Annotated in this window: 27 protein-coding genes; 16 read left to right on the top strand and 11 right to left on the bottom strand. The window is 56.9% G+C overall.

Features of this window, described 5'->3' with window-relative positions:
* The coding region (locus BIS10_RS07665; RefSeq protein WP_253504086.1) for a LacI family DNA-binding transcriptional regulator at positions 1-976 on the top strand (976 nt) is incomplete at its 5' end.
* Here BIS10_RS07665 and cdd read toward each other — a convergent pair.
* The 7 genes from cdd to BIS10_RS07630 all read right to left on the bottom strand — a co-directional run bounded on the left by cdd (position 973) and on the right by BIS10_RS07630 (position 7,887).
* Complete coding sequence (gene cdd, locus BIS10_RS07660) at positions 973-1,380, bottom strand: cytidine deaminase (RefSeq protein ID WP_253504082.1); 408 nt, start codon at positions 1,378-1,380, stop codon at positions 973-975. The genes BIS10_RS07665 and cdd overlap by 4 nt on opposite strands.
* Positions 1,381-1,417: 37 nt before the next feature.
* Entirely contained in the window at positions 1,418-2,143 is a 726-nt protein-coding gene (deoD, locus tag BIS10_RS07655; protein ID WP_253504079.1) for a purine-nucleoside phosphorylase, read from the bottom strand.
* Between the two features lie 93 nt (positions 2,144-2,236).
* On the bottom strand, positions 2,237-3,481 hold the full coding sequence (locus tag BIS10_RS07650) for a phosphopentomutase (RefSeq protein WP_253504076.1): 1,245 nt from the start codon (positions 3,479-3,481) through the stop codon (positions 2,237-2,239).
* On the bottom strand, positions 3,481-4,833 hold the full coding sequence (deoA, locus tag BIS10_RS07645) for a thymidine phosphorylase (RefSeq protein ID WP_253504073.1): 1,353 nt from the start codon (positions 4,831-4,833) through the stop codon (positions 3,481-3,483). Before deoA ends, BIS10_RS07650 begins: the two co-directional genes overlap by 1 nt.
* Positions 4,834-5,640, bottom strand: a complete 807-nt coding sequence (gene deoC / locus BIS10_RS07640; protein ID WP_083025154.1) for a deoxyribose-phosphate aldolase — start codon at positions 5,638-5,640, stop codon at positions 4,834-4,836.
* An 83-nt stretch (positions 5,641-5,723) separates the two neighbouring features.
* The gene (locus tag BIS10_RS07635; RefSeq protein WP_083025156.1) at positions 5,724-7,007 is read right to left on the bottom strand and encodes a NupC/NupG family nucleoside CNT transporter; all 1,284 of its coding nucleotides are present in this window, start codon (positions 7,005-7,007) and stop codon (positions 5,724-5,726) included.
* A gap of 34 nt (positions 7,008-7,041) precedes the next feature.
* A complete protein-coding gene (locus BIS10_RS07630) occupies positions 7,042-7,887 on the bottom strand; it encodes an outer membrane protein OmpK (RefSeq protein WP_083025158.1) in 846 nt (281 codons plus the stop codon).
* A 295-nt stretch (positions 7,888-8,182) separates the two neighbouring features.
* Between BIS10_RS07630 and BIS10_RS07625 the strand changes: the two genes are divergently transcribed.
* Entirely contained in the window at positions 8,183-8,950 is a 768-nt protein-coding gene (locus BIS10_RS07625) for a DeoR/GlpR family DNA-binding transcription regulator (protein ID WP_083025201.1), read from the top strand.
* Here BIS10_RS07625 and BIS10_RS07620 read toward each other — a convergent pair.
* Positions 8,906-9,124, bottom strand: coding sequence for a hypothetical protein (locus tag BIS10_RS07620; protein ID WP_139794470.1), 219 nt, complete (start codon positions 9,122-9,124; stop codon positions 8,906-8,908). The genes BIS10_RS07625 and BIS10_RS07620 overlap by 45 nt on opposite strands.
* A gap of 135 nt (positions 9,125-9,259) precedes the next feature.
* Between BIS10_RS07620 and cyoA the strand changes: the two genes are divergently transcribed.
* The 5 genes from cyoA to cyoE are packed head-to-tail and all read left to right on the top strand — an operon-like array spanning position 9,260 to position 14,171.
* Entirely contained in the window at positions 9,260-10,306 is a 1,047-nt protein-coding gene (gene cyoA / locus BIS10_RS07615; protein WP_253504070.1) for a ubiquinol oxidase subunit II, read from the top strand.
* A 2-nt stretch (positions 10,307-10,308) separates the two neighbouring features.
* The gene (gene cyoB / locus BIS10_RS07610) at positions 10,309-12,336 is read left to right on the top strand and encodes a cytochrome o ubiquinol oxidase subunit I (RefSeq protein WP_253504067.1); all 2,028 of its coding nucleotides are present in this window, start codon (positions 10,309-10,311) and stop codon (positions 12,334-12,336) included.
* On the top strand, positions 12,336-12,947 hold the full coding sequence (gene cyoC / locus BIS10_RS07605; protein WP_083025162.1) for a cytochrome o ubiquinol oxidase subunit III: 612 nt from the start codon (positions 12,336-12,338) through the stop codon (positions 12,945-12,947). The genes cyoB and cyoC overlap by 1 nt, the downstream gene beginning before the upstream one ends.
* 1 nt (position 12,948) lies before the next feature.
* The gene (gene cyoD, locus BIS10_RS07600; RefSeq protein ID WP_083025164.1) at positions 12,949-13,290 is read left to right on the top strand and encodes a cytochrome o ubiquinol oxidase subunit IV; all 342 of its coding nucleotides are present in this window, start codon (positions 12,949-12,951) and stop codon (positions 13,288-13,290) included.
* On the top strand, positions 13,248-14,171 hold the full coding sequence (gene cyoE, locus BIS10_RS07595) for a heme o synthase (RefSeq protein WP_083025166.1): 924 nt from the start codon (positions 13,248-13,250) through the stop codon (positions 14,169-14,171). The genes cyoD and cyoE overlap by 43 nt, the downstream gene beginning before the upstream one ends.
* A gap of 98 nt (positions 14,172-14,269) precedes the next feature.
* On the opposite strand, the gene pta is transcribed toward cyoE, so the two are convergent.
* Together pta and BIS10_RS07585 are read right to left on the bottom strand one after the other, a co-directional pair.
* Complete coding sequence (gene pta, locus BIS10_RS07590) at positions 14,270-16,453, bottom strand: phosphate acetyltransferase (RefSeq protein ID WP_253504064.1); 2,184 nt, start codon at positions 16,451-16,453, stop codon at positions 14,270-14,272.
* Positions 16,450-17,634 carry an acetate/propionate family kinase gene (locus tag BIS10_RS07585; RefSeq protein ID WP_253504061.1) on the bottom strand — a complete coding sequence of 395 codons (1,185 nt, stop codon included), beginning with the start codon at positions 17,632-17,634 and terminating at the stop codon, positions 16,450-16,452. The genes pta and BIS10_RS07585 overlap by 4 nt, the downstream gene beginning before the upstream one ends.
* Before the next feature lie 153 nt (positions 17,635-17,787).
* Between BIS10_RS07585 and BIS10_RS07580 the strand changes: the two genes are divergently transcribed.
* The 9 genes from BIS10_RS07580 (at position 17,788) to BIS10_RS07540 (ending at position 25,796) form a co-directional block, all read left to right on the top strand.
* Complete coding sequence (locus tag BIS10_RS07580) at positions 17,788-18,708, top strand: EamA family transporter (RefSeq protein WP_253504058.1); 921 nt, start codon at positions 17,788-17,790, stop codon at positions 18,706-18,708.
* A 75-nt stretch (positions 18,709-18,783) separates the two neighbouring features.
* A complete protein-coding gene (locus tag BIS10_RS07575) occupies positions 18,784-19,293 on the top strand; it encodes a porin family protein (RefSeq protein ID WP_253504055.1) in 510 nt (169 codons plus the stop codon).
* A gap of 167 nt (positions 19,294-19,460) precedes the next feature.
* Positions 19,461-20,012: an outer membrane beta-barrel protein gene (locus BIS10_RS07570; protein WP_253504052.1), complete on the top strand. Its 552-nt coding sequence runs from the start codon at positions 19,461-19,463 to the stop codon at positions 20,010-20,012.
* Positions 20,013-20,237: 225 nt separating this feature from the next.
* The gene (locus BIS10_RS07565) at positions 20,238-21,290 is read left to right on the top strand and encodes a C4-dicarboxylate ABC transporter substrate-binding protein (RefSeq protein WP_083025173.1); all 1,053 of its coding nucleotides are present in this window, start codon (positions 20,238-20,240) and stop codon (positions 21,288-21,290) included.
* A gap of 87 nt (positions 21,291-21,377) precedes the next feature.
* Complete coding sequence (locus BIS10_RS07560) at positions 21,378-21,893, top strand: TRAP transporter small permease subunit (RefSeq protein WP_253504049.1); 516 nt, start codon at positions 21,378-21,380, stop codon at positions 21,891-21,893.
* Positions 21,890-23,218: a TRAP transporter large permease subunit gene (locus tag BIS10_RS07555; protein WP_253504045.1), complete on the top strand. Its 1,329-nt coding sequence runs from the start codon at positions 21,890-21,892 to the stop codon at positions 23,216-23,218. The genes BIS10_RS07560 and BIS10_RS07555 overlap by 4 nt, the downstream gene beginning before the upstream one ends.
* 175 nt (positions 23,219-23,393) lie before the next feature.
* Positions 23,394-24,455: an HlyD family secretion protein gene (locus BIS10_RS07550; RefSeq protein ID WP_083025203.1), complete on the top strand. Its 1,062-nt coding sequence runs from the start codon at positions 23,394-23,396 to the stop codon at positions 24,453-24,455.
* Positions 24,445-25,506 carry a DUF2955 domain-containing protein gene (locus tag BIS10_RS07545; RefSeq protein WP_253504042.1) on the top strand — a complete coding sequence of 354 codons (1,062 nt, stop codon included), beginning with the start codon at positions 24,445-24,447 and terminating at the stop codon, positions 25,504-25,506. The genes BIS10_RS07550 and BIS10_RS07545 overlap by 11 nt, the downstream gene beginning before the upstream one ends.
* Positions 25,507-25,610: 104 nt before the next feature.
* Positions 25,611-25,796, top strand: coding sequence for a CsbD family protein (locus BIS10_RS07540; RefSeq protein ID WP_253504039.1), 186 nt, complete (start codon positions 25,611-25,613; stop codon positions 25,794-25,796).
* Between the two features lie 96 nt (positions 25,797-25,892).
* Here BIS10_RS07540 and BIS10_RS07535 read toward each other — a convergent pair.
* Positions 25,893-26,296, bottom strand: a 404-nt coding sequence (locus tag BIS10_RS07535; protein ID WP_253504035.1) for an ABC transporter permease, incomplete at its 5' end; no start/stop codon positions are given.

Raw genomic sequence — 26,296 nt, 5'->3', positions numbered from 1 at the left:
GAACAAACCGAGCGCGCAAACCGCCACCATTCGTGAAATTGCCCGGCGCGCCGAGGTATCGATTGCCTCGGTAAGCCGGGCGCTGAACGGCAAGCCGGGGATCAGCGACGCGCTGCGCGACAAGATTCTCACCATCAGCCGCGAAGTAGCCTATCAGCCCAGCGCGGCGGCGCGGCAGCTCATCAGCGGCAAAGCCGCCGTCGTAGGAATCTCCCTTGGGCGGCAGGATATCGAACTGCGCCCTTACTATATTCTGCTCTATCAGCACTTAACCGTCGCGCTGCACCAGCAGGGCATGGTGCCGATCTTTTTCCACCATGACCAAACCCATGAGCTGCCCGAACGGGCGGGCGCGGCGATTTTGTTAGGGGAAACGGGAGAGGATGAGCGCCCAGGCGTACTGCGTGCGGCGGGCATACCGTTTGTGCGCATTGGCAATGCGGGGGAAGGCTTTTCGGTGGCTCCGGACGATGTCTCGGGGCTATACCAGATCACTCAGCATCTGATTCAACAAGGGCGAACGCGGATTGCCTTCGTGGGCGGAGAGTTGGACGTACCGCGCCCCCACAGCCGCCTTTCCGGTTACCAGCAAGCGATGGCAGAGGCAGCGCTAAGCGAGCAGCTACTGAGCCTGCCCCATCGGTTTACTTCCGACTCCCTGACCAGCTACCGCTACCTTAACCGTATTCTCAACCATTACGATCCACTACCGTTCGATGCGCTGGTCTGCGCCACCGACGAGCTGGCGCTCGGCTGTGTCGCCGCGCTCGAAGATCGCGATATTCGCGTACCTGAAGACGTGGCCGTTACCGGCTTTGATGACCTGCCCACCTTGGCCACGGGTTTAACTACGGTGCGCCAGGATATTGCGGCCATTGCGGCGATGAGTGTTGAGCTATTGAGCGAAGCGCTGGCGGGAAAAGCGCCCCGGCACGTGTCGCTGCCGGTGGCGCTGGTGTTGCGAGAAACCTCTTAACGGCTTGGCAACTGCTCTGGGCCGAAGGCATCGGGCAGCAGGCTGTCCATGGTGTAGGTTTTTAGCACGTCACCCTGCTTGGAGAGCACCATGATTTGCGTGCTGGGGGTGGCGAACTCGCGAATGCGCTGGCGGCAGTCGCCGCAGGGCGTGCAGAGATGCTCGCCAGGACCCATCACGTACACCTTGGCAAGTTCGCGCTGGCCAGCGGTAATCATGGCAGAGATGGCCGAGGCTTCGGCGCATAGCCCTTTGTAGTGGGCCACTTCCACGTTACTACCGGCAAACTGCTGTCCATCCGGGCACTCCATGACGGCAGCGACCGGGTGGTTGGAGTAGGGCGCGTAGGCGTTGCCCAGGGTGGTCAACAGCGTGTCTACCAATGCCTGATCCGCTTGGCTCATGGCGTTATCCTCTCAGTGTGCGCTTGATTCCAAGCGATTAAGCGTTGGCAGCGTCGTCGCGCAGAACGGTGTCGAGCGCAATCACCATCATGTCGTTGAAGGTGGTTTGACGGTCGGCGCTGGAGAGCGAGTCGCCTTTCAGAATGTGGTCAGACACGGTGCAGATGGTCAGTGCGCGGGCACCGAACTCGGCTGCCACGCCGTACAGGCCAGCGGCTTCCATCTCAACGCCGACGATGCCGTAGCGCTTCATCAGCTCAGCCATATCGGTTTGCGGGTTGTAGAACAGGTCCGCAGAGAAGATGTTGCCGACTTTGACCGGCACGTTCTGCGCTTTGGCGGCCGCAACGGCGTGGCTGGTCAGCTCGAAATCGGCGATGGCAGCGAAGTCGTGGTCGTTGAAGCGCATGCGGTTCACTTTGGAGTCGGTGCAGGCGCCCATGCCAATCACCACGTCGCGCACGTTGACATCGTCGCGTACCGCGCCGCAGGAGCCGACGCGAATGATCGACTTCACGCCGTAATCGGTAATCAGCTCTTTGGCGTAAATGGAGACGGAAGGGATGCCCATACCGTGGCCCATTACGGAAATCTCGCGGCCTTTGTAGGTGCCGGTGTAGCCGAACATGCTGCGCACGTCGTTCACTTGGCGCACGTTCTCCAGGTACGTATCCGCGATGTACTTGGCGCGCAGCGGGTCGCCGGGCATCAGTACGGTATCGGCGAAATCGCCCTTCTCGGCATTGATATGTGGGGTAGCCATGGAACACTCCTCTCTAAAAAATGTTTGGCCTGAATAACCCAATCAGTGGCATTCAGGCCGTGCACATCAGCGTGCTAGTGGGGTTGTCGGCCTTTACGCCGCGTTCGGTAAAAAGCTCTCGCCATCGGCCATGGCGTCTACGGCGAAGAACGCCGCAAGGGTTTGGCCAATGTCGGCGAAGGTGCCGCGCTCGCCCAGCGGGCCGGGGGCGAAACCTGCGCCGCGTACCATGATCGGCACGTATTCGCGGGTGTGCTCGGTGCCTTCCCAACTAGGGTCGCAGCCGTGGTCGGCGGTGAGCAGCAGCAGGTCGTCGTCGTTGAGGGCGGCGAGCAGCTCCGGCAGGCGAGCATCGAAGTGCTCCAGCGCGGCAGCGTAGCCCGGAACGTCCCGGCGGTGGCCATAGACCGAATCGAAATCCACGAAGTTGGTCATGATCATGGTCGGGCGGTCGCTGGTTTCGTTGGCGGTGCGCGCCACTTCAGCCAGGGTGGCTTCCATCAGCGCGTCGTGGCCGCTGGCTTTGACCTTGTGGGTAATGCCGCAGTGGGCGTAGATGTCGGCGATCTTGCCAATCGACACCACTTCACCACCGGCGTCGGCGAGCTTTTGCAGCACGGTGGGGCTGGGCGGCTCAACGCTGTAGTCGCGGCGGTTGCCGGTGCGGGCAAAGCTTTCGCGGTCGTCGCCGATAAACGGGCGGGCGATCACACGGCCAATGTTGTAGGGCTCCAGCAGTTCGCGAACGGTTTCGCACAGCTTGTAGAGGCGCTCTAGGTCAAAGTGCTCTTCGTGGGCGGCAATCTGGAACACGGAGTCCGCCGAGGTGTACACGATGGGTTTGCCGGTGGCGATATGTTCTTCGCCCAGGCGGGCAATGATTTCGGTGCCCGAGGCGTGGCAGTTGCCGATTACGCCGGGCAGGTCTGCCTGCTCGACGATGCTGTCCAACAGCACTTGAGGAAAACTATCGGTTTTGTCACTGAAGTAACCCCAGTCGAAGCGCACTGGCACACCGGCAATTTCCCAGTGGCCGGAAGGGGTGTCTTTCCCGCTGGAGATCTCTTTGGCGTGGGCGTAAGCGCCGTTCAACTGCTCGGGCAGGCTGACGCCTTCCGCCACGCTACCGGTGGCATCCCGGTGGGCGTGGAACAGGCCGAGCGCGGCCATATTGGGGAGCTTCAACGGGCCGGAACGCTCGGCGGTATCTGCTTCGCCCCGGGCGCAAGCAGCGGCGATGTGGCCTAGGGTGTCGGCACCCTGGTCGCCAAAGGTCGCGGCATCAGGCGCGCTACCGATTCCAAAAGAGTCGAGTACTAAGACAACGGCACGGCGCATTAGGCTTCTCCTCGGAAGGTCTCTTGCAGCAGTGTGTCGGCGGTGGCTTCAGCGTCACCGATGGTGACCGCCGCACGTAGCTGGGCGGCGGCGCGGGCGGCGGCCTCTTCGGTGCGGGCGTGAACAATAGCCAGCGGACGCTGGCTATCCACATGGTCGCCGATCTCGACGATATCGCTAAAGCCAACGCTGTGATCGACGCTGGCGTCGTTACGCAGGCGGCCACCGCCCAGTTCCACCACGCTCATGCCCACGGCGCGGGTATCGAAGCGCTGGACGATGCCGCTCTGTTCGGGGTACACCGCTTGAATCACCGGGGCGGTGGCCAGGTAGCTGTCCGAGCGCTCCATAAAGTCGGCAGGGCCGCCCAGTTCGCGCACCATGCGGGCGAAGACTTCCGCCGCCGCGCCAGAGGTGAGCGCTTTATCCAACTTGGTGAGGGCTTCTTCGCGGCTGGCGACGAGTTTGCCTACAATCAGCATCTCAACGGCGAGTTCACGAGTGACCTGCATCACGCGGCTGTTGGAGCGCTCGCCGCGCAGTAGCGCCAGGGTTTCGACGATTTCTACCGCGTTACCGGCACAGGGGGCCAGCGGCTGGCTCATATCGGTGAGCAGCGCGGTGGTGGGAGTGCCCGCTTGGGTCGCGACGTTGGCGATACTTTTCGCCAGCACGCGGGATTTTTCCGGGGTGGGCATGAACGCGCCGCTGCCGACCTTAACGTCCATCACCAGAGCATCCAGGCCAGAGGCTAGCTTTTTACCCAGGATGGAAGCGGTAATCAGCGGAATGGATTCCACGGTGGCGGTCACGTCGCGCACGCCGTAGATGCGTTTATCCGCAGGGGCGAGGTTGCCGGTTTGGCCGATGATCGCCACGCCGGTGGATTTTACGACATCGCTGAAGCGCTCGGGCGCGGGGTAGGGGTCGTAGCCGGGGATTGATTCCAGCTTATCCAGCGTGCCGCCGGTGTGGCCCAGGCCGCGGCCAGAAATCATCGGCACAAACGCGCCGCAGGCGGCGACCCAGGGGCCGAGCACCAGCGATACCAAGTCACCCACGCCGCCAGTGGAGTGTTTGTCTACAATCGGGCCGGGCAGGTTGAGCGAATCCCACTGCATAACGTGGCCAGAGTCCCGCGTGGCGGTGGTCAGTGCCACGACTTCTTCGCGGCTCATGCCGTTTAAAAACACCGACATGGTGAAGGCGCCAATCTGCGCGTCGCTGATGCGGTCGTCGGCGATGCCCTGTACGAAGGCTTTGATCTCTTCAGCGGGCAGCGGCTGGCCGTCGCGCTTCAGGCGAATCAGTTCTTGGGGGAGCAGGGAGTGGTGAGAAGCGTTAGACGGCATTTAGTAGCCTCCATTCGTCACGGCATCAGCATTGCCGTTTAGCGTGTTCAATAAGTTATTTAGCAGGCTGGATGCACCGAACCGGAAGTGATCGGGCGTCACCCACTGCGGGCCCATAATGTCAGCGGCCAGCGCGAGGTACTCGGCGGCGTCTTCAGCGCTGCGTACGCCACCTGCGGCTTTGAAGCCAACGTCTTTGCCGCTGGCTTTGATCGCCTTGAGCATAATCTCGGCGGCTTCCAGGGTAGCGTTCACCGGCACTTTGCCAGTGGAGGTCTTGATGAAGTCCGCGCCACCTTCAATGGCCAGCTCGCTAGCGCGTTGGATAAGCGCAGGCTCTTTGAGTTCGCCAGATTCAATGATGACTTTTAGCTGGGCTTGTCCGCCGCAGGCGGCTTTACACATTTCTACCAGCTCGCGGCCGGTCTCTTCGTCGCCTGCCATTAGCGCGCGGTAGGGGAACACTACGTCGACTTCGTGAGCGCCAGACGCCACGGCTTCGCGGGTTTCACGGGCAGCGCCCATGATGTCGTCGCCGCCGTGGGGGAAGTTGGTCACGGTAGCGATTTTGACCTGACCATCCAGCTTGTGGGCGCTAAGCGCGCGGGCAGCGGTGACGATGAACTGCGGATAAACGCAAACCGCCGCCGGGTTGCCGAACGGCGTCTTCACCTGCTGGCACAGCGATTCGATCACGCTGTCGGTGTCGCTGTCGTTCAGGCTGGTCAAATCCATCAGCGTCAACGCTTGGCGAGCGGCTTGGGTGAGTTGAGCTTGAGTGAACTGGGGGGAGGCAGTCGCGTTCATGAAATTCTCGCAAATCAATAAAAGACAAAACGGGCACTGCGAAAACATAGCAGCGCCCGTTGCATGGTGTCGTACTCGCTGCGTTAAGCCGTCAGGTTGCCCAGCGCAATAAAGAAGCCAGCAATGGATGCCGACATCAAGTTAGAGAGCGTACCGGCCAAAACGGCTTTCACACCGAAGCGGGCAATCTCTTTGCGACGCGTGGGCGCAATGCTACCCAAGCCGCCCAGCAGAATCGCAATGGACGACAGGTTGGCAAAGCCACACAGTGCAAAGGAGAGAATCGCCATGGTGTGCGGGGTCATCATCTGACCTGTAGCCGCCACCACCTGTTCCCCATCGATGTAGGGGGCGAGGTTGATATAGGCCACGAACTCGTTGACCACTAGCTTCTGGCCGATGAAAGAACCCGCCAGCGTCGCTTCTGCCCAGGGCACGCCTAGCAGGAATGCCAGCGGTGCAAACAGCCAGCCGAGAATCAGTTCAAGGCTCAGCGATTCAAAGCCAAACCAGCCGCCAACGCCGCCTAAAATGCCGTTAACCAGCGCGATTAAACCGATAAACGCAAGCAACATCGCACCCACGTTGGCCGCCAGCATCAGGCCAGAAGTCGCACCGGAGGCCGCTGCGTCCAGCACGTTGGTGGGCTTGTCGTCCTGCTCTTTCAGCTCTTCATCAACCTTGGAAACGCTGTCGCTATCTTCGGCGTCCTGGGTTTCCGGCATGATCAGCTTAGCGAACAGCAGGCCGCCTGGCGCCGCCATGAAAGAGGCCGCGACCAAGTACTCCATCGGAATACCCAGCGCCGCGTAGCCCGCCAAAACGGAACCGGCTACCGATGCTAAGCCGCCACACATCACCGCAAATAGCTGCGAAGGCGTCATGCGGGCAATGAACGGACGCACCACCAGCGGTGCTTCGGTTTGGCCGACGAAGATGTTCGCAGTCGCGGAGAGCGATTCGGTACGCGAGGTGCCCAGTGCTTTTTGCAGCGCGCCGCCCAGAATCCGAATGACCCACTGCATGATGCCCAGGTAGTAGAGCACGGCAATCAGCGACGAGAAGAAGATGATGACCGGCAGTACTTTGATAGCAAACACAAAGCCGACGTTTTCCACATCGGCTAGGCCGCCAAACAGGAAGCCGATACCGTCGTTAGCAAACACCAGTACCTGGCTAACACCGGCGGAAATGGTTTGCAGCACCGCCTGGCCGAACGGCACGTAGAGCACGAATGCACCGATACCGGCCTGGATAGCAAAAGCACCCAGTACGGTGCGCAGCCGAATCGACTTGCGGTCATAAGAGAAGATTAGGGCGATGGCCACCAGGGTGACCATACCAACCAAGCTCATGATGAGGGTCATGGAAGTACCTTCGGATCGTGAGGAGTGTGAGCGATTACAGTAAGTTCAACTTCACTGAGTAGATCATCGCGTTTTGATAAGCGTCCGGGGTGCCCAGTTTATTCTCTGAGTAGCGGTACTGCACGCCCGTGGTGATCAGATCGGACGGGTGCCACCACAGGCTCAGCGCACCGTTGGTACCGACGCTGCCTGCTTTGTCGCCCACGTAGTTCTGAGTCAGGTACTCGTCGTCGCGACCGAAGGTCTGCTCGTGCCAGTTGGTCACGCTGAAGTTTTGGTTCAGGGCGGTAAAGTCGTAGCCCGCGACCCAGCCAGCCATAAAGCCGTTCATGCCGGTGTAGCTATTGCTCTGCACTCGCGCGGCACCGATGAACGGTTTGAACCATAGGCCGTTATCAAAGGTTTTGCGATAGCCCAGACCCAGGATTTGGTCCTGCTCCCGAGACTCGTAGCCGTAGTCGCGGAAATCGTACAGGTGGGCGTAAATCGACAGCGGGCTGTCGCCCAGGTAGATGTGCGAGGTCACTTTACCGGCGGTACGGAAGTTGTCTTTACCGCCACTGGCCTGGTCGAACTGATCGTTAGTGGGGTTCTCGAAATCGAAGAAGCCGTAAAATTCGCCCCAGCTAAAGCCGACGCCGCCTTCGATTTCAACGTACGTAAAGTCGCTTTTCGCTGCGTTGCTAGCAGTGCGCGCTTCGGTGCCGTTCGACCAGTCGAGATAGTTGACGGAGACGTTGGCAAACGACCAAAGGCGGTCAAGGGTTTGCGGCTCGGCATCGTCGGCAAACGCAGGGGTTGCCACGGCAGCACTTGCCAGTAAAACGCCAGCGCCAAGCGTGACGAACGAAGAAGAACGAGAGAGGGATAGAGCAGTCATGGAAGCCTCAACAGGGTTGTATCTCGGTGCCAGGGCGGCTGGCATACCGACGTTATGGGTCGTGTGGGCTGGCGTTGATGTTAAAATTATAACATTGAGTGTTATTTTTTTAACGTTGATTTGCAAGTATTGTCACATCAACGTTGTTTAAATGTGATACGCGCATCATGCGCGGATGAAAGGGTGCATTGCAGTAGAAATAATCCAGTGGAAATAAATGAGGGCCTGGCTCAGCATAGAGCGCTTGGAAGGGCTTAATGCTGATAACAAAATGAATCATAAGGAGATGCTGGACATGAATGATCGGAGCGCACAGCGCATGGCGATGTTGCAAGAAGCGTTGGCTAGCGGGGGAACGCTGCATCTTCGCGATGCCGCCGAGCTGTGTGGAGTCTCCGAAATGACCATTCGTCGGGATCTTTCAACGCAACCTTCAGCCATTAGCTTGCTGGGTGGGCGGCTAGTGATGGCAAGCTACCCCGGCGTGACGCCGGTATACGACCTTACTGAGCAGCAATCGAGCCACTATCAGGTCAAACAGCGTCTTTGCCAGCGTGCCGCCAGCTTTATTGAAGAGGGCGATACGCTGTTTATCGACTGCGGCTCAACGCTGATTCCGCTGCTCAGCCAGCTAAGCCACTTCCGCGAATTAACCGTAGTGACCTACGCGCTGAATGTGGCTAACGCGGTGGCAGTCTTGCCGAATGTGCGTTTGGTGTTACTCGGCGGGCTTTTTTACGCTTCCTCTCAATCGTTTGGTAGCGACGGCATGGGCGCGGCCATCGAGCGTTTGGGCATCAACAAAGCGCTGATTTCTGCCGCTGGGGTGGATTGCGAGCGGGGAGTAAGCTGCTTTCATTTTCATGAAGTCGGGCCTAAGCAGGCGGCGATTGCCACCGCGATGCAGCGGCTGTTGATTGTCGATGCCAGCAAGTTTGGCGTGGTGCGCCCGGCCTATTTTGCCTCGCTGGAGGATTTCGATATTGTCGTCACCGACGATGAGCGTGCCCCTGGCTTGTTAGAGCGCCACCCGCTGCCCACGCTGAGCATCTCGCTCGCCTAACAACAGCCACTGCTCAGCCACTACTCCCCAGTGCCCTGTGCCCAAACGGGTGCGCAGGGTGCGGCATAACGTCTCTTTCTGATTGACCGAGATCAATAGAAAATACTTTAGTCTTAGTTGATGCACGCAACGTGCACGGTTAAGGCTCGCCACTAACCCCATGAGGTGGCGCATATTTTTCCCGGAGCAACGTAGTCATACTCACTGTTTTGGGAAAAGTATGGGGTGATAGTTAGCTTGCTACTTAGCTGGCTAGTTAGCCAGCCAAGCAGTGAGCTGTTTTAGACAACTCTCTGATGAGATCACACCATGCAACTACCTACCCACTGGCGCAGGCGAGGCACTTTTGTGCTCGTCGTATTGTGCTTGCTGTTAACGGGCTGCAGTTCTGCATTGCTGGATCCCAAGGGGCAGATTGGCGTTGAGCAACGCTCGCTGATTCTGACCTCCTTTGGGCTGATGCTGATTGTGGTCATTCCGGTGATTGTGATGACGCTGCTGTTTGGCTGGCGCTACCGGCGCAGCAATAGCGTTGCCAAGTACCTGCCGGACTGGGCGCACTCCAATGCCATTGAAGCTGCCGTCTGGACCGTTCCCTGCTTAATCATTGCCGTTCTGGCCTTCCTCACCTTTAAAACCTCCCACAGCCTGGACCCCCACAAGCCGATTGAAGGCAGCGTGGAACCCATGGAGATCCAAGCCGTCGCGCTGGATTGGAAGTGGCTGTTCATCTACCCCGAACAGGGCATTGCCAGCGTCAATGAACTGGCGTTCCCGGTGGATACCCCTGTGCGCTTCCGAGTGAGTTCTGGCTCGGTGATGAACGCATTCTTCATTCCACGCTTAGGCAGCCAGATTTACGCCATGGCGGGCATGGATAACGACGTTCACCTGATTGCCGATGAAGAGGGCGTCTACCCCGGCCGTTCCACTAACTACAGTGGCGCTGGCTTCTCTGGGATGACCTTCGATGCCCACGTCACCTCACCGGCGGAATTCGATGCCTGGGTGGAAAACGTGCGCACAGCCGATGACACCCTGACCTTCCCGGACGGTTACGAAGCCTTGGCGCAGCCGACCGAGTATCACCCGGTGGAGTACTTCTCGGCGGTCACGCCTGAGCTGTATGAGTCGATTGTCAGCAGCTTCCACGGCGGTGAAGGCAGCGGGCACGGTGGCCATTCGAGTCACGGTGACGCCATCAGTGATGCCCACGATAGCCACGGTGAATCCAGCGAGCTAGAGAGCGCCAGCGCGTCTCAACAGCAGGCCGCGATCGGCCACGTTACCAATCAGCATGCAGGTGATGACCACGCCATGGGCGGCCATCCCACAAGCGTTGAAGCGGGGGGTTAAGCATGTTTGGAAAACTCACGTTAGAAGCAATTCCGTATCACGAACCGATCATTATGGTCGTTGCTGTCTTTATGGCGATCGGGGGTGCCGCGCTACTTGGCGCATTGACGTATTACCGTAAGTGGGGTTGGCTGTGGAACGAGTGGTTTACCTCCGTTGACCACAAAAAGCTCGGCATTATGTACTTTGTGGTGGCCTTGGTAATGCTGCTTCGCGGCTTTGCCGATGCGATCATGATGCGTACCCAATTGGCCATGGCGGCCGGTGGGGCCGCAGGTTATCTCCCTCCTGAACACTACGATCAGATCTTTACCGCCCACGGCGTAATCATGATCTTTTTCGTTGCGATGCCCATGGTCATCGGCCTGATGAACCTGGTGGTGCCGCTGCAAATCGGCGCTCGCGACGTTGCTTTCCCGTTTTTGAATAACCTGAGTTTCTGGCTGTTCGCTGTCTCAGCTATTTTGGTCAATATTTCCCTTGTGGTAGGGGAGTTCGCCAAAACCGGCTGGCTCGCTTATGCTCCTTTATCGGGGATAGAGTTTAGCCCTGGGGTGGGGGTCGATTACTGGATATGGGCACTGCAAATATCCGGGATAGGTACCACGCTCACCGGCATCAACTTCTTCGTTACCATTCTAAAAATGCGCACCAAAGGCATGACCCTGTTCCGCATGCCGATTTTTACCTGGACGTCGCTGTGCGCCAACGTCCTGATTATTGCCTCGTTCCCGATTCTGACCGCGACCATCGCGCTGCTAACGCTTGACCGCTACTTCGGTATGCACTTCTTCACCAATGACTTTGGCGGCAACATGATGATGTACGTCAACCTCATTTGGGCCTGGGGTCATCCGGAAGTGTACATTCTGATTCTGCCGGCCTTTGGCGTGTTCTCTGAAGTCATCGCCACCTTCGCGCGTAAGCGCCTGTTTGGTTACAAAACCATGGTCTGGGCCACGGTGGCGATCACGCTGCTGTCGTTTATCGTGTGGCTGCATCACTTCTTCACCATGGGTGCTGGCGCCAACGTGAACGCCTTCTTCGGCATTATGACGATGATCATTGCCATCCCCACCGGGGTGAAGGTCTTCAACTGGCTGTTTACCATCTTCCGCGGCAGTCTAGAGCTGACCTCGCCGGTGCTGTGGACCCTGGGCTTCATCATCACCTTTACCCTAGGCGGTATGACCGGCGTGATGCTGGCGCTACCGGCGGCCAACTTCGTGCTGCACAACAGCCTGTTCGTGATTGCCCACTTCCACAACGTGATTATTGGCGGCGTGGTATTCGGCATGATGGCGGGCCTGACCTACTGGTTCCCCAAAGCGTTCGGCTTCACGCTGAGCGAGAAGTGGGGCAAGCGCTCGTTCTGGTGCTGGTTCATCGGCTTCTACGTCGCGTTCATGCCGCTCTACGTGCTGAGCTTCTTCGGTGCCGTGCGCCGTATGCAGTCTTATGCGAATCCTGAGTGGCAACCCTGGATGATTCTGGCTTGGGTAGGTGCCGTGATCATCATGATGGGTATTGCCTGCACCATTATTCAGTTCTGGGTCAGCATCCGCGACCGCAAGCTGAATGCCGACCTAACCGGCGACCCCTGGGATGGCCGCACGCTGGAGTGGTCGACCTCTTCTCCTGCGCCGTTCTACAACTTTGCTCGCTCGCCGGAAGTGGGTGATATCGACAGCTTCTGGTCGCAAAAGCAGCGTAGCAACGAGCAGTTAGATGACGCGCCCTACACCAATATTCATATGCCCCGTAATACGGTGGCGGGTCCGGTGATTAGCTTCTTCGCGCTGATTCTGGGCTTTGCGCTGGTGTGGCATATCTGGTGGCTGGCAGCCTTTGGCGCATTGGGCGTTGTCGTCAGTTTCATCGCCCGTGTATTCAACGAAGATATCGACTACTACGTGCCCGCCGCCGAAGTGGCGCGCATTGAGCGCGAACACGAGAAGCGCAAAACCTCTGCGCCGAGCAGCGCAGCGTCTGATCGTGAACAGACCAACTATGTGGAGGCACGAGCGTAATGGCCACCGATACTTTACACCACGGCGCAACGCCTGAGCCCCATGAGCACCACGACACCACGGGCACCAAACTGTTTGGTTTCTGGGTGTATTTGATGAGTGACTTAGTGATTTTTGGGTCGCTATTTGCCACCTACGCCGTGCTGATGAAAGGCACGGCCGCCGGGCCAACGGCGGCGGATATTTTTGAGCTGCCCTTTGTACTGGTGGAAACCTTCCTGCTGCTGTTCAGTAGTTTCACCTTTGGTATGGGCGTGCTGGCGATGAACGCCGAGCGCCTAGGCCAGGTAAAAGCATGGCTGGGAATCACCTTCCTACTAGGCGCGGCCTTTGTGGGTATGGAAGTGTACGAGTTTCAGCATCTGATTCATCAGGGCTACGGCCCTGATCAGAGCGCGTTTCTCTCGTCATTCTTTACCCTAGTGGGTACTCACGGCCTGCACGTCACCGTGGGTTTAGTGTGGATCCTGGTCATGTTGGTGCAGCTCTCAACCAAAGGCATTACGCCCATGACACGCCCGCGTATTCTGTGCCTTAGCCTGTTCTGGCACTTCCTGGATATCGTGTGGATCTGCGTGTTCTCGTTCGTTTACCTGATGGGGGTACTGTGACATGAGCCATTCATCATCACCTTCAGCCGAACATTCAACGACTTCCCACGGAAGCGTTAAATCGTATGTTACTGGGCTTCTGCTATCTTTAGTGCTAACCGTGATTCCGTTCGCGGTCGTTATGGGCGGTGCGTTCAGTACCGCCACGACGGTGGTGGTCATCGCTGTAACAGCCGTGCTGCAGATTTTGGTTCAGCTGGTCATGTTTATGCATATGAATACCAAAGCCGACGAGGGCTGGAATGTTATGTCCTTCGTTTTCACACTGACGATACTCGTCCTGGTGGTAGGGGGCTCGTTATGGATCATGCAGCATCTGCATCTCAACATGATGATCGGCTGAACGTGGCACCAAGCCGCTGGCGCGATCTGCTGGCGCTCACCAAGCCGGGGATTATTGGTGGCAACCTGATTGCGACCCTGGGCGGCTACTTTTTAGCCGCTCACGGCACCTTCGATTGGGTCACCTTTGCCTCGGTGATGATGGGCATTGCCCTGGTGATTGCCTCGGGCTGTGCCTGCAACAACGTCATCGACCGGGATATTGATGCACTGATGGCGCGTACGCGCCATCGCCCGCTAGCCAAGGGGCGCATCTCGATCACCCAGGCGCTGGGGATTTCAGCGCTGTTGGGGGTTGCAGGCGTGGTCTGTTTGGCGCTGGGTACCAACGGCTTAACGGTGGCGCTGGCGGTAATCGGTTGGGGCGTGTATGTGGGAGTGTATAGCCTCTATATGAAGCGCCACTCCGAGTATGGCACGCTGGTAGGCAGCCTTTCCGGTGCGATGCCGCCGGTAGTGGGCTACTGCGCGGTGACCGGGCAGTTCGACAGCGGCGCGTTTATGCTGCTGGTGATTTTCTGCCTGTGGCAGATGCCGCACTCCTACGCTATCGCGATTTTCCGCTATGCGGATTACCGCCGGGCATCCATCCCGGTGCTGCCGGTGGTGCACGGCATTAAGCGGGCCAAGCACCACATTCTGGGCTATATCGTGGCGTTTATTCCTGCGTCACTGGCGCTGGTACTGGCCAGCCAAGCAGGCGCAGGCTACCTGTGTGTAGCGCTCACCATGGGCGGCTACTGGCTTTATCTGGCGCTATGCGGCTACCGGTTAGAGGATGACGTGCGCTGGGCGAAGAAGGTGTTCGGCGTGTCTATTCTGACCATAACTGCGATGAGCTTAGTGATGGTGCTGGAAGCGATGGTGCCCATGTGGGCGTGATACATCCCAACGATTCAACCTGACGCAAAACCTAAAACGCCCCGAACAGTTCACTGTTCGGGGCGTTGCTTTTAGCTCGTATAGAATGCGGCGAGGGCCTAACCTTCCCGCTGGCTGGCCTGAATCGCGGTGAGAGCGATGGTGTAGACGATGTCGTCCACCAGCGCGCCGCGGGAGAGGTCGTTCACCGGCTTGTTCAGACCCTGCAGCATCGGGCCAACGCTCACCACGCGGGCGCTCCGCTGTACTGCTTTGTAGGTGGTGTTGCCGGTGTTGAGGTCGGGGAACACAAACACGGTGGCCTTGCCCGCCACGGGGGAGTCGGGGGCTTTCTGCTTGCCCACGCTCTCGATGGCGGCGGCGTCGTACTGCAGCGGGCCGTCGATGGCCAGATGCGGCGCGCGCTCTTTGGCGATGCGGGTGGCTTCGCGCACTTTATCCACATCCGCGCCGGTGCCGGAGTCGCCGGTGGAGTAGCTGATCATCGCCACGCGCGGCTCGATGCCAAACGCCTCGGCAGAGCGAGCGCTCTGTAGGGCGATCTCTGCCAGGGTTTCGGCGTCCGGGTCTGGGTTCACCGCGCAGTCGCCGTACACCACCACCTGTTCCGGCAGCAGCATAAAGAAGATCGATGACACCTGATTGTACTCAGGGGCCGTTTTGATCAGCTGAAACGCCGGGCGAACGGTGTTGGCGGTGGTGTGAACCGCGCCGGACACCAGGCCATCCACTTCATCGAGCTGCAGCATCATGGTGCCCAGCACCACGTTATCCTGAAGCTGTGCTTCGGCGGTCAGCTCGTTGAGCTTGCCGCGACGACGCTCCACCATCGGGCCAATGTAGCTGGCGCGGGTGCTTTCCGGGTCGATGATGGTCAGCGCATCGGGCAGTGTAAGGCCACGGTGATGGGCGACGCTCTCGATATCTTCCCGTTTGCCCAACAGCACGCAGTCGGCAATGCCACGACGCTGGCAGATGATTGCCGCTTCGATGGTGCGCGGCTCGTCGCCTTCCGGCAGCACGATGCGCTTTTTGGCCTGCTGAGCGAGCTTCACCAACTGGTGGCGGAACGCCGAGGGCGAGAGGCGGCGGGTGTAGCCACGGCTCAGCTTGGCTTTCAGCCACTCTAAATCCATGTGGGCAGCCACGTAGCGGGCCACCTGCTCGGCGCGCTCGAAGTCATCCATGGGGATTTCAGTGCTGAGCTGGCTCAGGTTCTGCGCCGTGGTCAGGCTGTCGGTTTCTACCGCCAGCACCGGCAAGCCGGTTTTCAGCGCTGGGCGGCACATCTCGATCATGCCCTCGTTGGGCAAGAAACCGTTGGTGAGCAAAACGCCCGCCAGCTGGGTGCCGTTCATGGTGGCCAGCGCGGAGGCCAGCACCACATCGTCACGGTCGCCGGAGGCCACGACCAAGCTGCCCGGGGTGAAGATATGCAGCGCATTGGCCGCACTTCGGGCGCACAGGCTGGTAGATAGCACGCGGCGGCTGGCGGCTTCGCCTTCGTTGAGCATCTTGGCATTCAGCGCCCGGGCCACGTCCAGCGTGCGCGGGGCACTCAGAGTTTTGCTGTAAGGCACTACGCCAATCAGGTGGAAGCGGTCGGTGGCCAGCGCCGGGGAGTAGCGGCGCAGCTCGTTGAGCACCGGCTCTTCCAGCTGCGGTTTGATGGTGCCCGGCGCGGCCGAAAGGTCATCTTCCTGGCCGTAGGGCAGGTTCTTCATGCGCATCAGAATGCCGCCCAAGGTGCGGCTAGAGCTAACGCCGCCAAAACTGCGGGCGTGCATATCCAACTCTTCGGCCAGCGCCTGGGGTTCGTTGAGATCCCCGGTGCCCACCAGAATGATTCGCGCGTTTAGCGCATGCGCGAGCTGCGCATTGGTTTGGGTAGCGTAGGTGGTGTGCTGGGTCGGCACCACGCCTTCCACCACGATCAGATCCAGCGCGCTGCCGTCTCGGTAGGCCTGCTGCACCACCTGCTCGTAGAGCTCGATGACGTTTTCCATCAGCTCGTCGGTTTGGTCGTCGCGCAGCAGCCGCTCTAGGCGGGCCTGGGAAATGGGCGAGGGCGGGCGCTGGCTTAGCGTGCGCGATACCAGCGCCGTGGAACGATCCAGGCCGGGGCCGTTCAACTCGTTCTGCATGAACGGCTTTAAAAAACCGGCTTTCAAGCCGATGGTGTCGAGCGCTTGAATCAAACCAAGGCAAGCGGACGTTAGCCCGGCACCGACGTTGGTGGGTACCAGGAGAATGGCTTGGGGTTGCTCGGGGGAGCTGTTCATTCAGGGGTCTCCACGCAGTGGCGGGTTTCCATGGCAATGCGGCCCTCTTCATCGGTGGGGATCACCCACACTTCCGGGCCTTGATGACCAGCGCTATCCAGCTTGCCCTCTTTACCGCGAATGGTGGCTTCGTTGGCCGCTTCATCTAAGCTGAAACCAAAGTGGGGCAGCAGGGCCAGCACTTCACGACGTACGATAGGCGAGTTTTCGCCAATGCCTCCGGTGAAGATCACGCCATCAAGCGTAGGCAGTGCACAGGAGAGCGCGGCCAGCGACTTGGCGATGCGGTAGCAGAACACGTCCAGCGCCAACTTGGCGCCAGGGTGCCCGGCCATGGCTTGGTCTTCTACTTCGCGCATATCGTTGGTCAGGCCGGAAAGCCCCAGCAGGCCGCTCTGCTTGTTCAGTACGTTATCGATTTCATCTAGCGACCAACCTAACTGGCGGTGCAGATGCGCATGCAGGCCGGGGTCAACGTCGCCGCTGCGGGTGCCCATCACCAAGCCTTCCAGCGGGGTAAGGCCCATGCTGGTATCCAGGCTCTGGTTGTTCCACACCGCCGCGGTAGAGCAGCCGTTGCCCAGGTGAGCGGTCAGCCAGCCGCCTGCACCACGGCTGCTCAGCTCGCCAGCGCGCTGGCTAACAAAGGCGTGGCTAGTGCCGTGGAAACCGTAGCGGCGAATGCCGTGCTCGGTGTAAAGCGCTTCTGGCAGTGCGTAGCGGTAGGCGCGGGGTGGCAGCGTTTGGTGGAAGGCGGTATCGAACACGGCTACTTGCGGCAGTTCTGGAAATACCTTGCGGGTAGCGGCAATGCCCGCCAGGTTGGCCGGGTTATGCAGCGGTGCTAAAGCAGCGGTGGTTTCGATGGCGTCGATGACGCTGTCATCAATGAGTGCCGCCTGGGTGAAGTGCTCGCCGCCATGAACAATCCGGTGGCCCACAGCACCCGGCACGCGGCCTTCCAAGCGCTGAAGAATGGCGTTCAGAGCTTCAGCATGGTCAGCATTGGGTAGCGGCTGGGTAAAGCTCTCACCGGCGCTGTTTTTACCTTTCAAGCGGGCGTCATGGCTGCCTAAGCGTTCAGCTAGCCCGGCTAAGCGCGGTGCCTGCGGATCAGCATCAATCAAAGCGTATTTAATAGAAGAAGAGCCACAGTTAATAACCAGCACCGGTGCGTTCATAACAACCTTTGTAAAGTAGTTAAGAGGTAAAAAGAGTAGACTTTAGTTTAACATGCTGCGACGCGGAAAATCAGCGAAGAATTTCGTTAGCCGTCTATGTAAAATGTCGGCATCCTGTTTCTTATATAACCTATCGTGAGCCGTTCTGTGCCTATGTCCTCAACATCTTCCCCTGCACTGCTACCCCGCCATATCGCTATTATGCTGATGATGACCGTGGCGACCATGTTCGCTGCTAACCACGTCTCAGCCCGTCTGGCGTTTGATAATGGCACAGGGCTGCTACTGGCAGTGTTGATGCGCTCGGGCGTTGCCTGCTTGATTCTGCTGACACTGGTAGTGGTGCAGAAAAAGCGCCTTTGGCTGCCTTCGGGTTCTTGGCCTTGGCAGTTAGTGGTAGGGCTACTGATTACTCTGCAAAGCGTGAGTCTGTACTCCGCTGTGGCGCGTCTGCCGGTCGTGATTGCACTGTTGCTGGTGAACACGTTTCCCATCCAGCTAGCGCTATTGAGCTGGGCACTGGGCGGCCCCAGGCCATCGCTGCGTAGCTGCCTGATTATGGGCACCATTCTGATTGGCCTATTGGTGGTGCTGGATATTCCTAGCTGGATTGCCAACGCCGATGCCATGGGGCCGGAGTGGCTGGCGGGTATCGGTTTTGGGCTACTGGCCGCCTTTGCGTTTGCCTGCGCCCTATGGCTTACCGAGCACCGCTTAGCCGGAGTGGGCAGCACGTTGCGCAGCCTGCTCACCATGCAGACCGTATTTATCGCCATGATTATTGGCGGCCTGGTAGGCGCGGTGCCTGGCGGCATGAGCCTGCCGGATAACAGCACGGGGTGGATGGGGTTAACGCTGCTGGCGCTGCTCTACGGCAGTGCGTTCTCGATTCTGTTTATTTTTGTGCCCCGGCTGAATATGGCGCGCAACGCCCCAGTGATGAATTTCGAGCCAGTGGCCTCGCTGCTCATCGGCTATCTGGTGCTCGGTCAAATGCTTAGCCCCAGCCAGCTGGTAGGTGGCGCGGTGGTGGTAGGGGGGATTGTGGTGTTGAGCTTATCCAGGAGCCGATAAAATTTGCGTTCTACTGAAAGCTGGACCACACTTATCTGCGTAAGGAAACGCTGTTCTTTAACTGAGGTTTAACTTATGAAGATGACCGTATTATCACTCACCTCCGCAGCGCTTCTGGTTGGTGCAGGTACTTTCGCGGCATCAGCTCAAGCCCAGCAATCATTTCAGTACCCACAAGGATATGTGGGCGGTGACGCCATGTTCTGGAGCCTAAACCCTGACCGTGGTTCTTCACGTGATGCCGTTGGGCTGCGTTTGCGCGGTGGCGCTCAATTTAACGACTACTTTGCTGTTGAAGGCCATCTGGGAACCGGCGGTTCTGATGGGGAAGCCGAACTAGATTACATAGCAGGTGCTTATGCAAAAGGGATTGTTCCTGTGGCGCCTAATATACGCCTTTATGGTTTGGCGGGTTTCACTGAGGTTGATATCAACAGTGATCGTGAAAGCGGTTTTTCCTACGGTGCGGGTGCAGAAATGGATATCGCACCTAATGTGTCAGTAGGTGCCGATTATATGCGCTACCTAGATAAATCAGCTTATGATTTTGATGTAGCCAGCATAGGTCTGAGTTATCGGTTTTAAAAATTAGTCGCGATAAGTCAATAGTTTATCAAGGGAATACAACCCCGCTGTACTAAGTGAATAGCTTATGCAGCGGGGTTTTTTAATTGTATTTTATATTAAATCTAGTTAGTCTTGTGGCCTTTATTAAAGGCGCCTTAGTGGTGCTATAACGTTAAGGAAACAAGATGAAAGTATCAGCTAAAGCGCTAGCGGTGGCCTCTGCATTGTTAATGAGCGGCGCTGTACACGCACAGTCGTTCGGCGTTGGTTACGACGCAGGCTACCCACAGAGCTATGTGGGGGCAGATGCCATGGCATGGGCATTAGACCTGGATGGTGCGGATGAAAGTTTTGACGCTGTTGGCCTGCGCCTTGTGGCAGGCATGAAATTGGACGAGTACCTAGCCGTTGAGTTTCATGGTGCAACGGGAGGTTCTGACAGCCACTATGGATCAGACATTGAACTGGACTACTTAGTCGGTGGTTATTTAAAAGGAATTGTGCCGTTAGGCAGCAGCGCTCGCTTGTTCGGCTTACTAGGTTATTCTGAAGTGAAACTCACAGAAACAACCGCCTTCGCTAACTACAGCGGCCGCGATGACGATATCTCCTTTGGTGCCGGGGCTGAGTTTGACGTTTCTGACTCCCTCGCCATCAGCGCCGATGCCACCCGTTACCTAAGCCAAGCAGAGTACGACCTGGATGCCTATAGCGTCGGCCTGCGCTATCGCTTCTAAAGAGACGCACTTACGTTGACGTGCTAAATAAAGCACCCTGCTGCTGAGCAAAGGCTCAGGCAGCGGGGTTTTTTACGTTGAGTTTGCCTATTTCTGAGGCTCAGCATAATTCTTCTGAGTCTGGGCCAAATGCTGCATACACGAAGATGGTACCTTCAAAAAAACGATAAACATAAGTAATGGCCAGCGAACAACTTATAACGCTCCATTTATGAGGAAACCATCATGCATAACGTAAATAAAATCGCTTTAGCCGTTGGTCTGAGCATTGGTGTATCAGCATCTGCCGCTGCGGCGGATATGAATTGGCGTATGGCAACGCCTTGGAGTGGTGGCCCGTGGCTTGAGCGCGACGCACAGATGTTTGCAGACCGCGTTAACGAGTTGACGAATGGGAAAATCGCCATCGAAGTCTACCCAGGTGGCACACTGGGTAGCGCGCTGCGTGTTACCAATACTGTTAAATCAGGCGTTGCTCAAGTAAGTCATAACTACATTAACTATGATTACGGCACAGACCCCACGACCGCTTTGCTGGCAGGCCACTCCAGTGGTCTAACACCGGAAGAGTTCATGTTGTGGATGTATGAAGGCGGTGGTGCGGACCTTTACGAAGAATATCGTCGTGAAGTGTTTGATGTTGTAGCATTTCCGTGTGCCATACTTGGCACCGAAATTTTCCTTCACTCTAATAAGCCTGTCAAAACGCTTGAAGACTTCCAGGGCTTGCGGCTGCGTACTTCCGGTGCATGGGCAGAGATTGCTTCTCGCCTAGGGGCATCGACCGTGGTCATGGCGGGTAGTGATATCTATAGCGCCCTTGAGCGTGGCGTTATTGATGCTGCTGAGTGGGGCAGCCCCGAAATGAACCGCCCAACAGGGTTTCAGGAAGTGGCGCAATATGTGATTACGCCTGGCGTTCACCAGTCTGGCGGTTTCCTCGAGTGCCAGGTCAATAGTGACACTTGGGATGAGCTGAGCGAAGAAGACCAGAGCATGCTGCGTCTTGCGGGTAAACTATCGGTTTTCGATACTTGGCTTGCTAGCTCATTCGCTGATCTTGATGCCTATCAAGAGTTGGTTAACGGCCCGAATGAGATTGTAGAGCTAGATCAGTCCTTCATCGATGCCATTTATGAAGAGACAACCAAATGGGAAGATGAGTATGCCGCAGAAAATGAGTGGTTTGCTCGGGTTCTAGAATCTCAGCGTTCCTTTAAAAATGACATGAACAGCTGGTCAGAATATCGCCTGCCCATTGGTGTAATGGCTCGCTAACCGTTGCTGTGTAAATGATCAGAGGGGCCTTACGGGCCTCTCTTTTGTTTGTTGTCTTATGTCTCTCTTATCCGCTGAGATTCCCTCATGAAACTAATCCGATCCATAGAGGCGCTGACCCGCTTTGCTGGTTGGTTGGGCGCACTTCTTGTCCTTCCCTTAATAGGTGCATTAATCATTGAAGTGTTGAGCCGCTATGTAGCTGGTAGGCCAACATTATGGGCCTTTGAAGTTAGCTACATGGTCATGGGTGCAATGTTTATGCTGGGAATGGCCAATGCCCTGCGTGTTGGCCAGCACGTCAGTGTGGATATTATGACTCTGCAACTGAGTCAGCGTGCCAATGCTGCCATTCGAACGATTGGTTACGTACTTTTCCTGCCCGTATTGGTATGGCTGGTATGGGAGCTATCTAAATACGCGCTGTCTGCTTTTGAAACCAATGAGCGCTCAGGACGTTCAGCTTGGAATCCGGTGGTCTGGCCGATTTTTACGGTATGGTTCGTGGGGGTTGCGCTGTTGGCACTCCAAGTATTCGCAGAACTTCTTAAATCAATATGTTTGCTAACAGGTAAACATCAAGCAGAGGAGTCGGCCGAATGAGTAGCTATCTTGCGTTGCTTATGTTTCCTGCACTGATGACGTTGATCATTGCTGGTTTTCCTATCGCTTTCTCAATGATTTTGGTGGCAACCGGCTTTGGCATTATCCAGTTTGGTGATGTGGCTGCTTACCAGCTATTGACTAAAATCGAAGATACAGCATCTAACTCGATTCTCGCTGCGGTACCGTTGTTTATCTTTATGGGCGCAATGCTTGAACGTTCAGGTATCGCCGAGCGTTTATTTGAAGCAATTCATATGTGGACGCGTCGCCTACCCGGTGGACTAGGTATCGGTGCCATTATATTGGGGACACTGTTTGCTGCTTCTAGTGGTGTTGTGGGTGCAACAGAAGCAGTTATTGGCATGTTGGCTATTCCTGTCATGCTTAAGCATCAGTACAGTAAAAGCCTAATGTCAGGCACGATCTGTGCCAGTGGCTCCTTGGGTACTGCGATACCACCGTCTATTACGGTGGTGGTGCTTGGCCCTGTAGCAGGGGTATCGGTTGGATCACTGTTCAGTGGTTTGCTAATACCAGGCTTCTTAATGGCAGTGATGTTTTTGATCTATATCATTGGCATAGCTTACCTCAAGCCAGAGATGGCACCACGTATTCAAGAGCAAGAGCCAGATATTGCGTTAGGTGAGAAACTGCGTATTACATTAGTGGCATTAGTGCCGACCATGCTGCTGATTTTTACCGTACTGGGCACTATTCTTTTGGGCATGGCAACACCAACAGAGGCTGCAGCCTGTGGTGCATTGGGAGCCATTATTTTGGCTGCTGCTTACCGGAATTTAAATGTTGCCGTGCTTTGGACGTCAGCGGTGAAGACCGTCAATATCTCTGCGATGATTCTGCTTATCGTTATGGGCGGCAGTATGTTTGCAGGCGTCTTCTTTGCTTCAGGAGGAATGGCTACGGTTCAGGCGCTGCTCATGGATACAGGTTTGAGCCCGTGGATGATTCTAGGATTGATTCTGCTGATTGCATTTATTGCAGGGTTCGTACTGGATTTGATCTCGGTAGTGCTCATTATTATCCCCGTGGCGATGCCGATTGTAAGAATGCTAGGTTTTGATGAAATCTGGTTTTGCGTCGCCTTCCTGGTGGTGTTGCAAACCAGTTATCTCACGCCACCCTTAGCCCCGGCAATTTTTTACCTAAGAGCTATCACTCCTCCAGAAGTAACCCTCAAGCATATGTATAAAGGCGTTGTGCCTTTCATCCTTGCTCAATTAGTGGTGTTAGCACTGGTTCTTGCCTTCCCAGAGATTGCCTTGTGGTTGCCTGACGTTATGGGTGGCCCATCCTGGCGCTAGCTTGAAAGAGTTGCAAAATAAGTACATGGCCGCGGCCGCTCGTAACAGAGCGGCTTTTTTTATCGTCAAACAAGAGATCATTGTTAGCTTGCTAATAATTTTGTTAGACTAAAGTATTCCATCTAACGCTACCCAAGGGCCATGACCGTTTGGGAACAGTGAACGAGTAATGCTAATGACCCCTGATCAACGATTTACCCGCTGGGTGAAGATAGCCCTAGCGGCGTTTTTGCTGCTGTTTGTCTATTTCTTGCTCGCCGATAGCTTTATGCCGATGACCCCAGAGGCGAGGGCGATGCGCCCCGTTACGCGTATTGCTCCGGAGCTAAGTGCGCCGGTTAGTGAGGTTGTGGTACGCGACCACCAGCGGGTTGAAGCTGGTGATGTACTGTTTCGCCTAAATCCCGAGCCATTTCAGTTAGCGCTTAACCAAGCGCAGTTAAACCGCGAACAAGCTGAGCAGGAGAATGCTCGCTTAACCGCTGAGTTAGCGGCCGCCAGGGCCTCGCTGGCATCTGCCCAGGCAACCTATGAAGAGCGCAGCGGTGAACGCCGCCGTGCCGAGGCGCTATTAGGCCGCCAGGGAATTTCCCGCCAGCAGTACGAGCAGCAGGTGGCCGCCGAACACACGGCCCGGGCGGCCGTGGCCGCGGCCCGCGCACAGATCGATAGCCTGGAAGTACAGTTGGGCGAAGAGGGCGAAGCCAATCTACGGCTGCGACAAGCTAACAATGCTCTCGAAAAAGCCGAGCTGGACGTGGCCCGCACGGACGTAAGGGCGCGCGAAGCGGGCGAGGTGACTAACCTGCAGCTTCAGCCAGGGGACTACGTTCAGGCAGGCCAGCCAGCGGTGGCGCTTGTGGCTAGTGAGGTGGATGTGGTGGCTGATTTTCGTGAAAAAAGCCTGCGCCACATCGCCCCAGGCGATGAAGCGAAGGTAGTCTTCGATGCGCTACCGGGGCGTATTTTTGCAGGCCATGTAAGGGCGTTTGATGCTGGCGTACGGGAAGGCCAGCAGGCAGCCGATGGGCAGTTGGTGGACATCCCCACCTCTGACCGCTGGGTGCGGGATGCCCAGCGGGTGCGCATTCACGTCGTGCTGGATGAACCGCTGGAGGAGCTGCCAACCAGCGGTGCGCGGGCCACGGTGCAACTGGTGCCTGGGGGGCACGCGCTAGCCAAGCCATTTGCTTGGCTGCAGGCTAATCTCATCAGCTGGCTACACTATGTTTACTAGATCAGCATCTACTAAGCCCGCGCCCACCAAGGCTGCACTGAGCCAGAATGGGCTTCGTCAGTGCCTGCGGGTCGCGGGTGCTGGCACGCTGGGCTTTATGATCAGCCAACTAATGGGCTGGAACTACGGCGTATTTTTTACCGTGTTCCCGATGTTTCTGCTCGGGCTGGTGCCGGTTTTAAATGGCTCAATTATTCGCCAGTTTCTCTCTAACGTGAGCCTCAACGTACTGGAAGTGAGTCTGGTGATTGGGCTGTTAAAGCATATGCCCGTGGTGATGACGCTAGTAGTGTTGGGCCTGTTCCTGATGCGCTTTAATTTAATGGCCAAAGGCCCACTGTTTCTGTTCGGCGCGAACGGCGTACTGACGCTCAGTATTTTACTGCACTTTGCCAGCTACCCAGGGGTAGATTTAAGCGATCTACTGGCCAGTAATCTAATGGCAAGCTTACTGGCGGTGTTTATCGCCATGCTGATGCATACGCTGTTTCCCGATGTAGAGCCACGTCAGCCGCCCCCCAGAGGCACCAAACCGGCGGCACAAATTCGCCATGAAACACTGATCGGCGGCATGACTGCTACGCTATCGTTCGTAGTGTTTCAGGTGTTCGACCTGCGCGATTCGCTCTCGGCGCAAATGGCCACCATCCTGATTCTGTTTACGCTGGGCTATTTCGGTGCTCAAATTTCAGCCGCTAAGCGTGCGGTGGGCACGCTGCTGGGCTGCAACTTAGCGCTGGTGATGCAACTGGCCCTCTACACCCAAAGCCACCACTTTCTACTGGTGATACTGCTCTACTGGTTAGGGCTGATGCTGTTCGCCCGCGAGCATGTGTTGGAAGGGGGCGGCTCGGGCATTGGTTTTGGCGGGCTAACCACCATGGGAATTCTGTTTGGCCAATCCCTCGGGCCGCAGCAAGATCTTGTCTATAGCGCCTTGTACCGTTTTTCTTCTATGAGCGTTGCACTGATTGGCACGCTCTCGGTGATGGTTTGCTTACATTATTTACTCAACCGCTGGGAGCCGACGCGTCTGCCTGAAAGAAGTTGAGGCAACTTTTTAACAAAGGACTACTCTGAAAGTGAGCCGACGTTGAAGTAAGTGTTTACTCGGCGTGCGGCATTTTCCCTACTAACGGATTAGAGGTGTTCGTCATGGCAAGTGGCAAAGAAGATAAAGCGAAAGGTGCGGCTAACAAAGCCGCAGGTAAAGTGAAAGAAGCAGCAGGCAAGGCCACCGGCAGCAACAAAACCGAAGGCAAAGGTAAAGCCCAGCAAGCAAAAGGCGAACTGCAGAAAGGCAAAGGTAGCGCCAAGGAGAGCCAGACAAAACAGCGCTAAATGACGCAGTACTCATATTAGTTGCAGTTTGCAGTACTTATATTAACAGGGGGCTTCGGCCCCCTGTTGGCGTTATAGGGTCTTAATAATATTGCCTCAAGCCATATGGTTAATGGCTTTGCGGAAACGTGCCAGGGAAATGCTGAATAGTACGCTGCCAATCAACAGCAGCACCAAGAACTGTTTCCAGACGACACCTAGGCCAGCGCTGCGGAAGAGAATGGCCTGGCTTAACTCGACAAAGTGAGTGGTCGGGGCCAGTAGCATAATGTTCTGAACCAGGTCTGGCATGCTCTCGCGTGGGGTATTGCTACCTGAAAGCATTTGTAGCGGGAGTAGGAACAAGACCATCAGCATGCCGAATTGGGGCATATTGCGCGCCAGGGTGGCCAGGAAAATACCCATTGAAGTGGTGGCAAACAGATGCAGCGCTGCACCTGTTAGAAAGAGGATGATCGAACCTTCAACGGGCACCTGCAGTAGCCCACGCACAATAAAGG

Source organism: Halomonas sp. 707B3 (assembly GCF_024158645.1).
Classification (GTDB): domain Bacteria; phylum Pseudomonadota; class Gammaproteobacteria; order Pseudomonadales; family Halomonadaceae; genus Vreelandella; species Vreelandella lionensis.
Note: the sequence above shows the minus strand (reverse complement) of the source record. Positions and strands in the feature narration are given on the sequence as shown.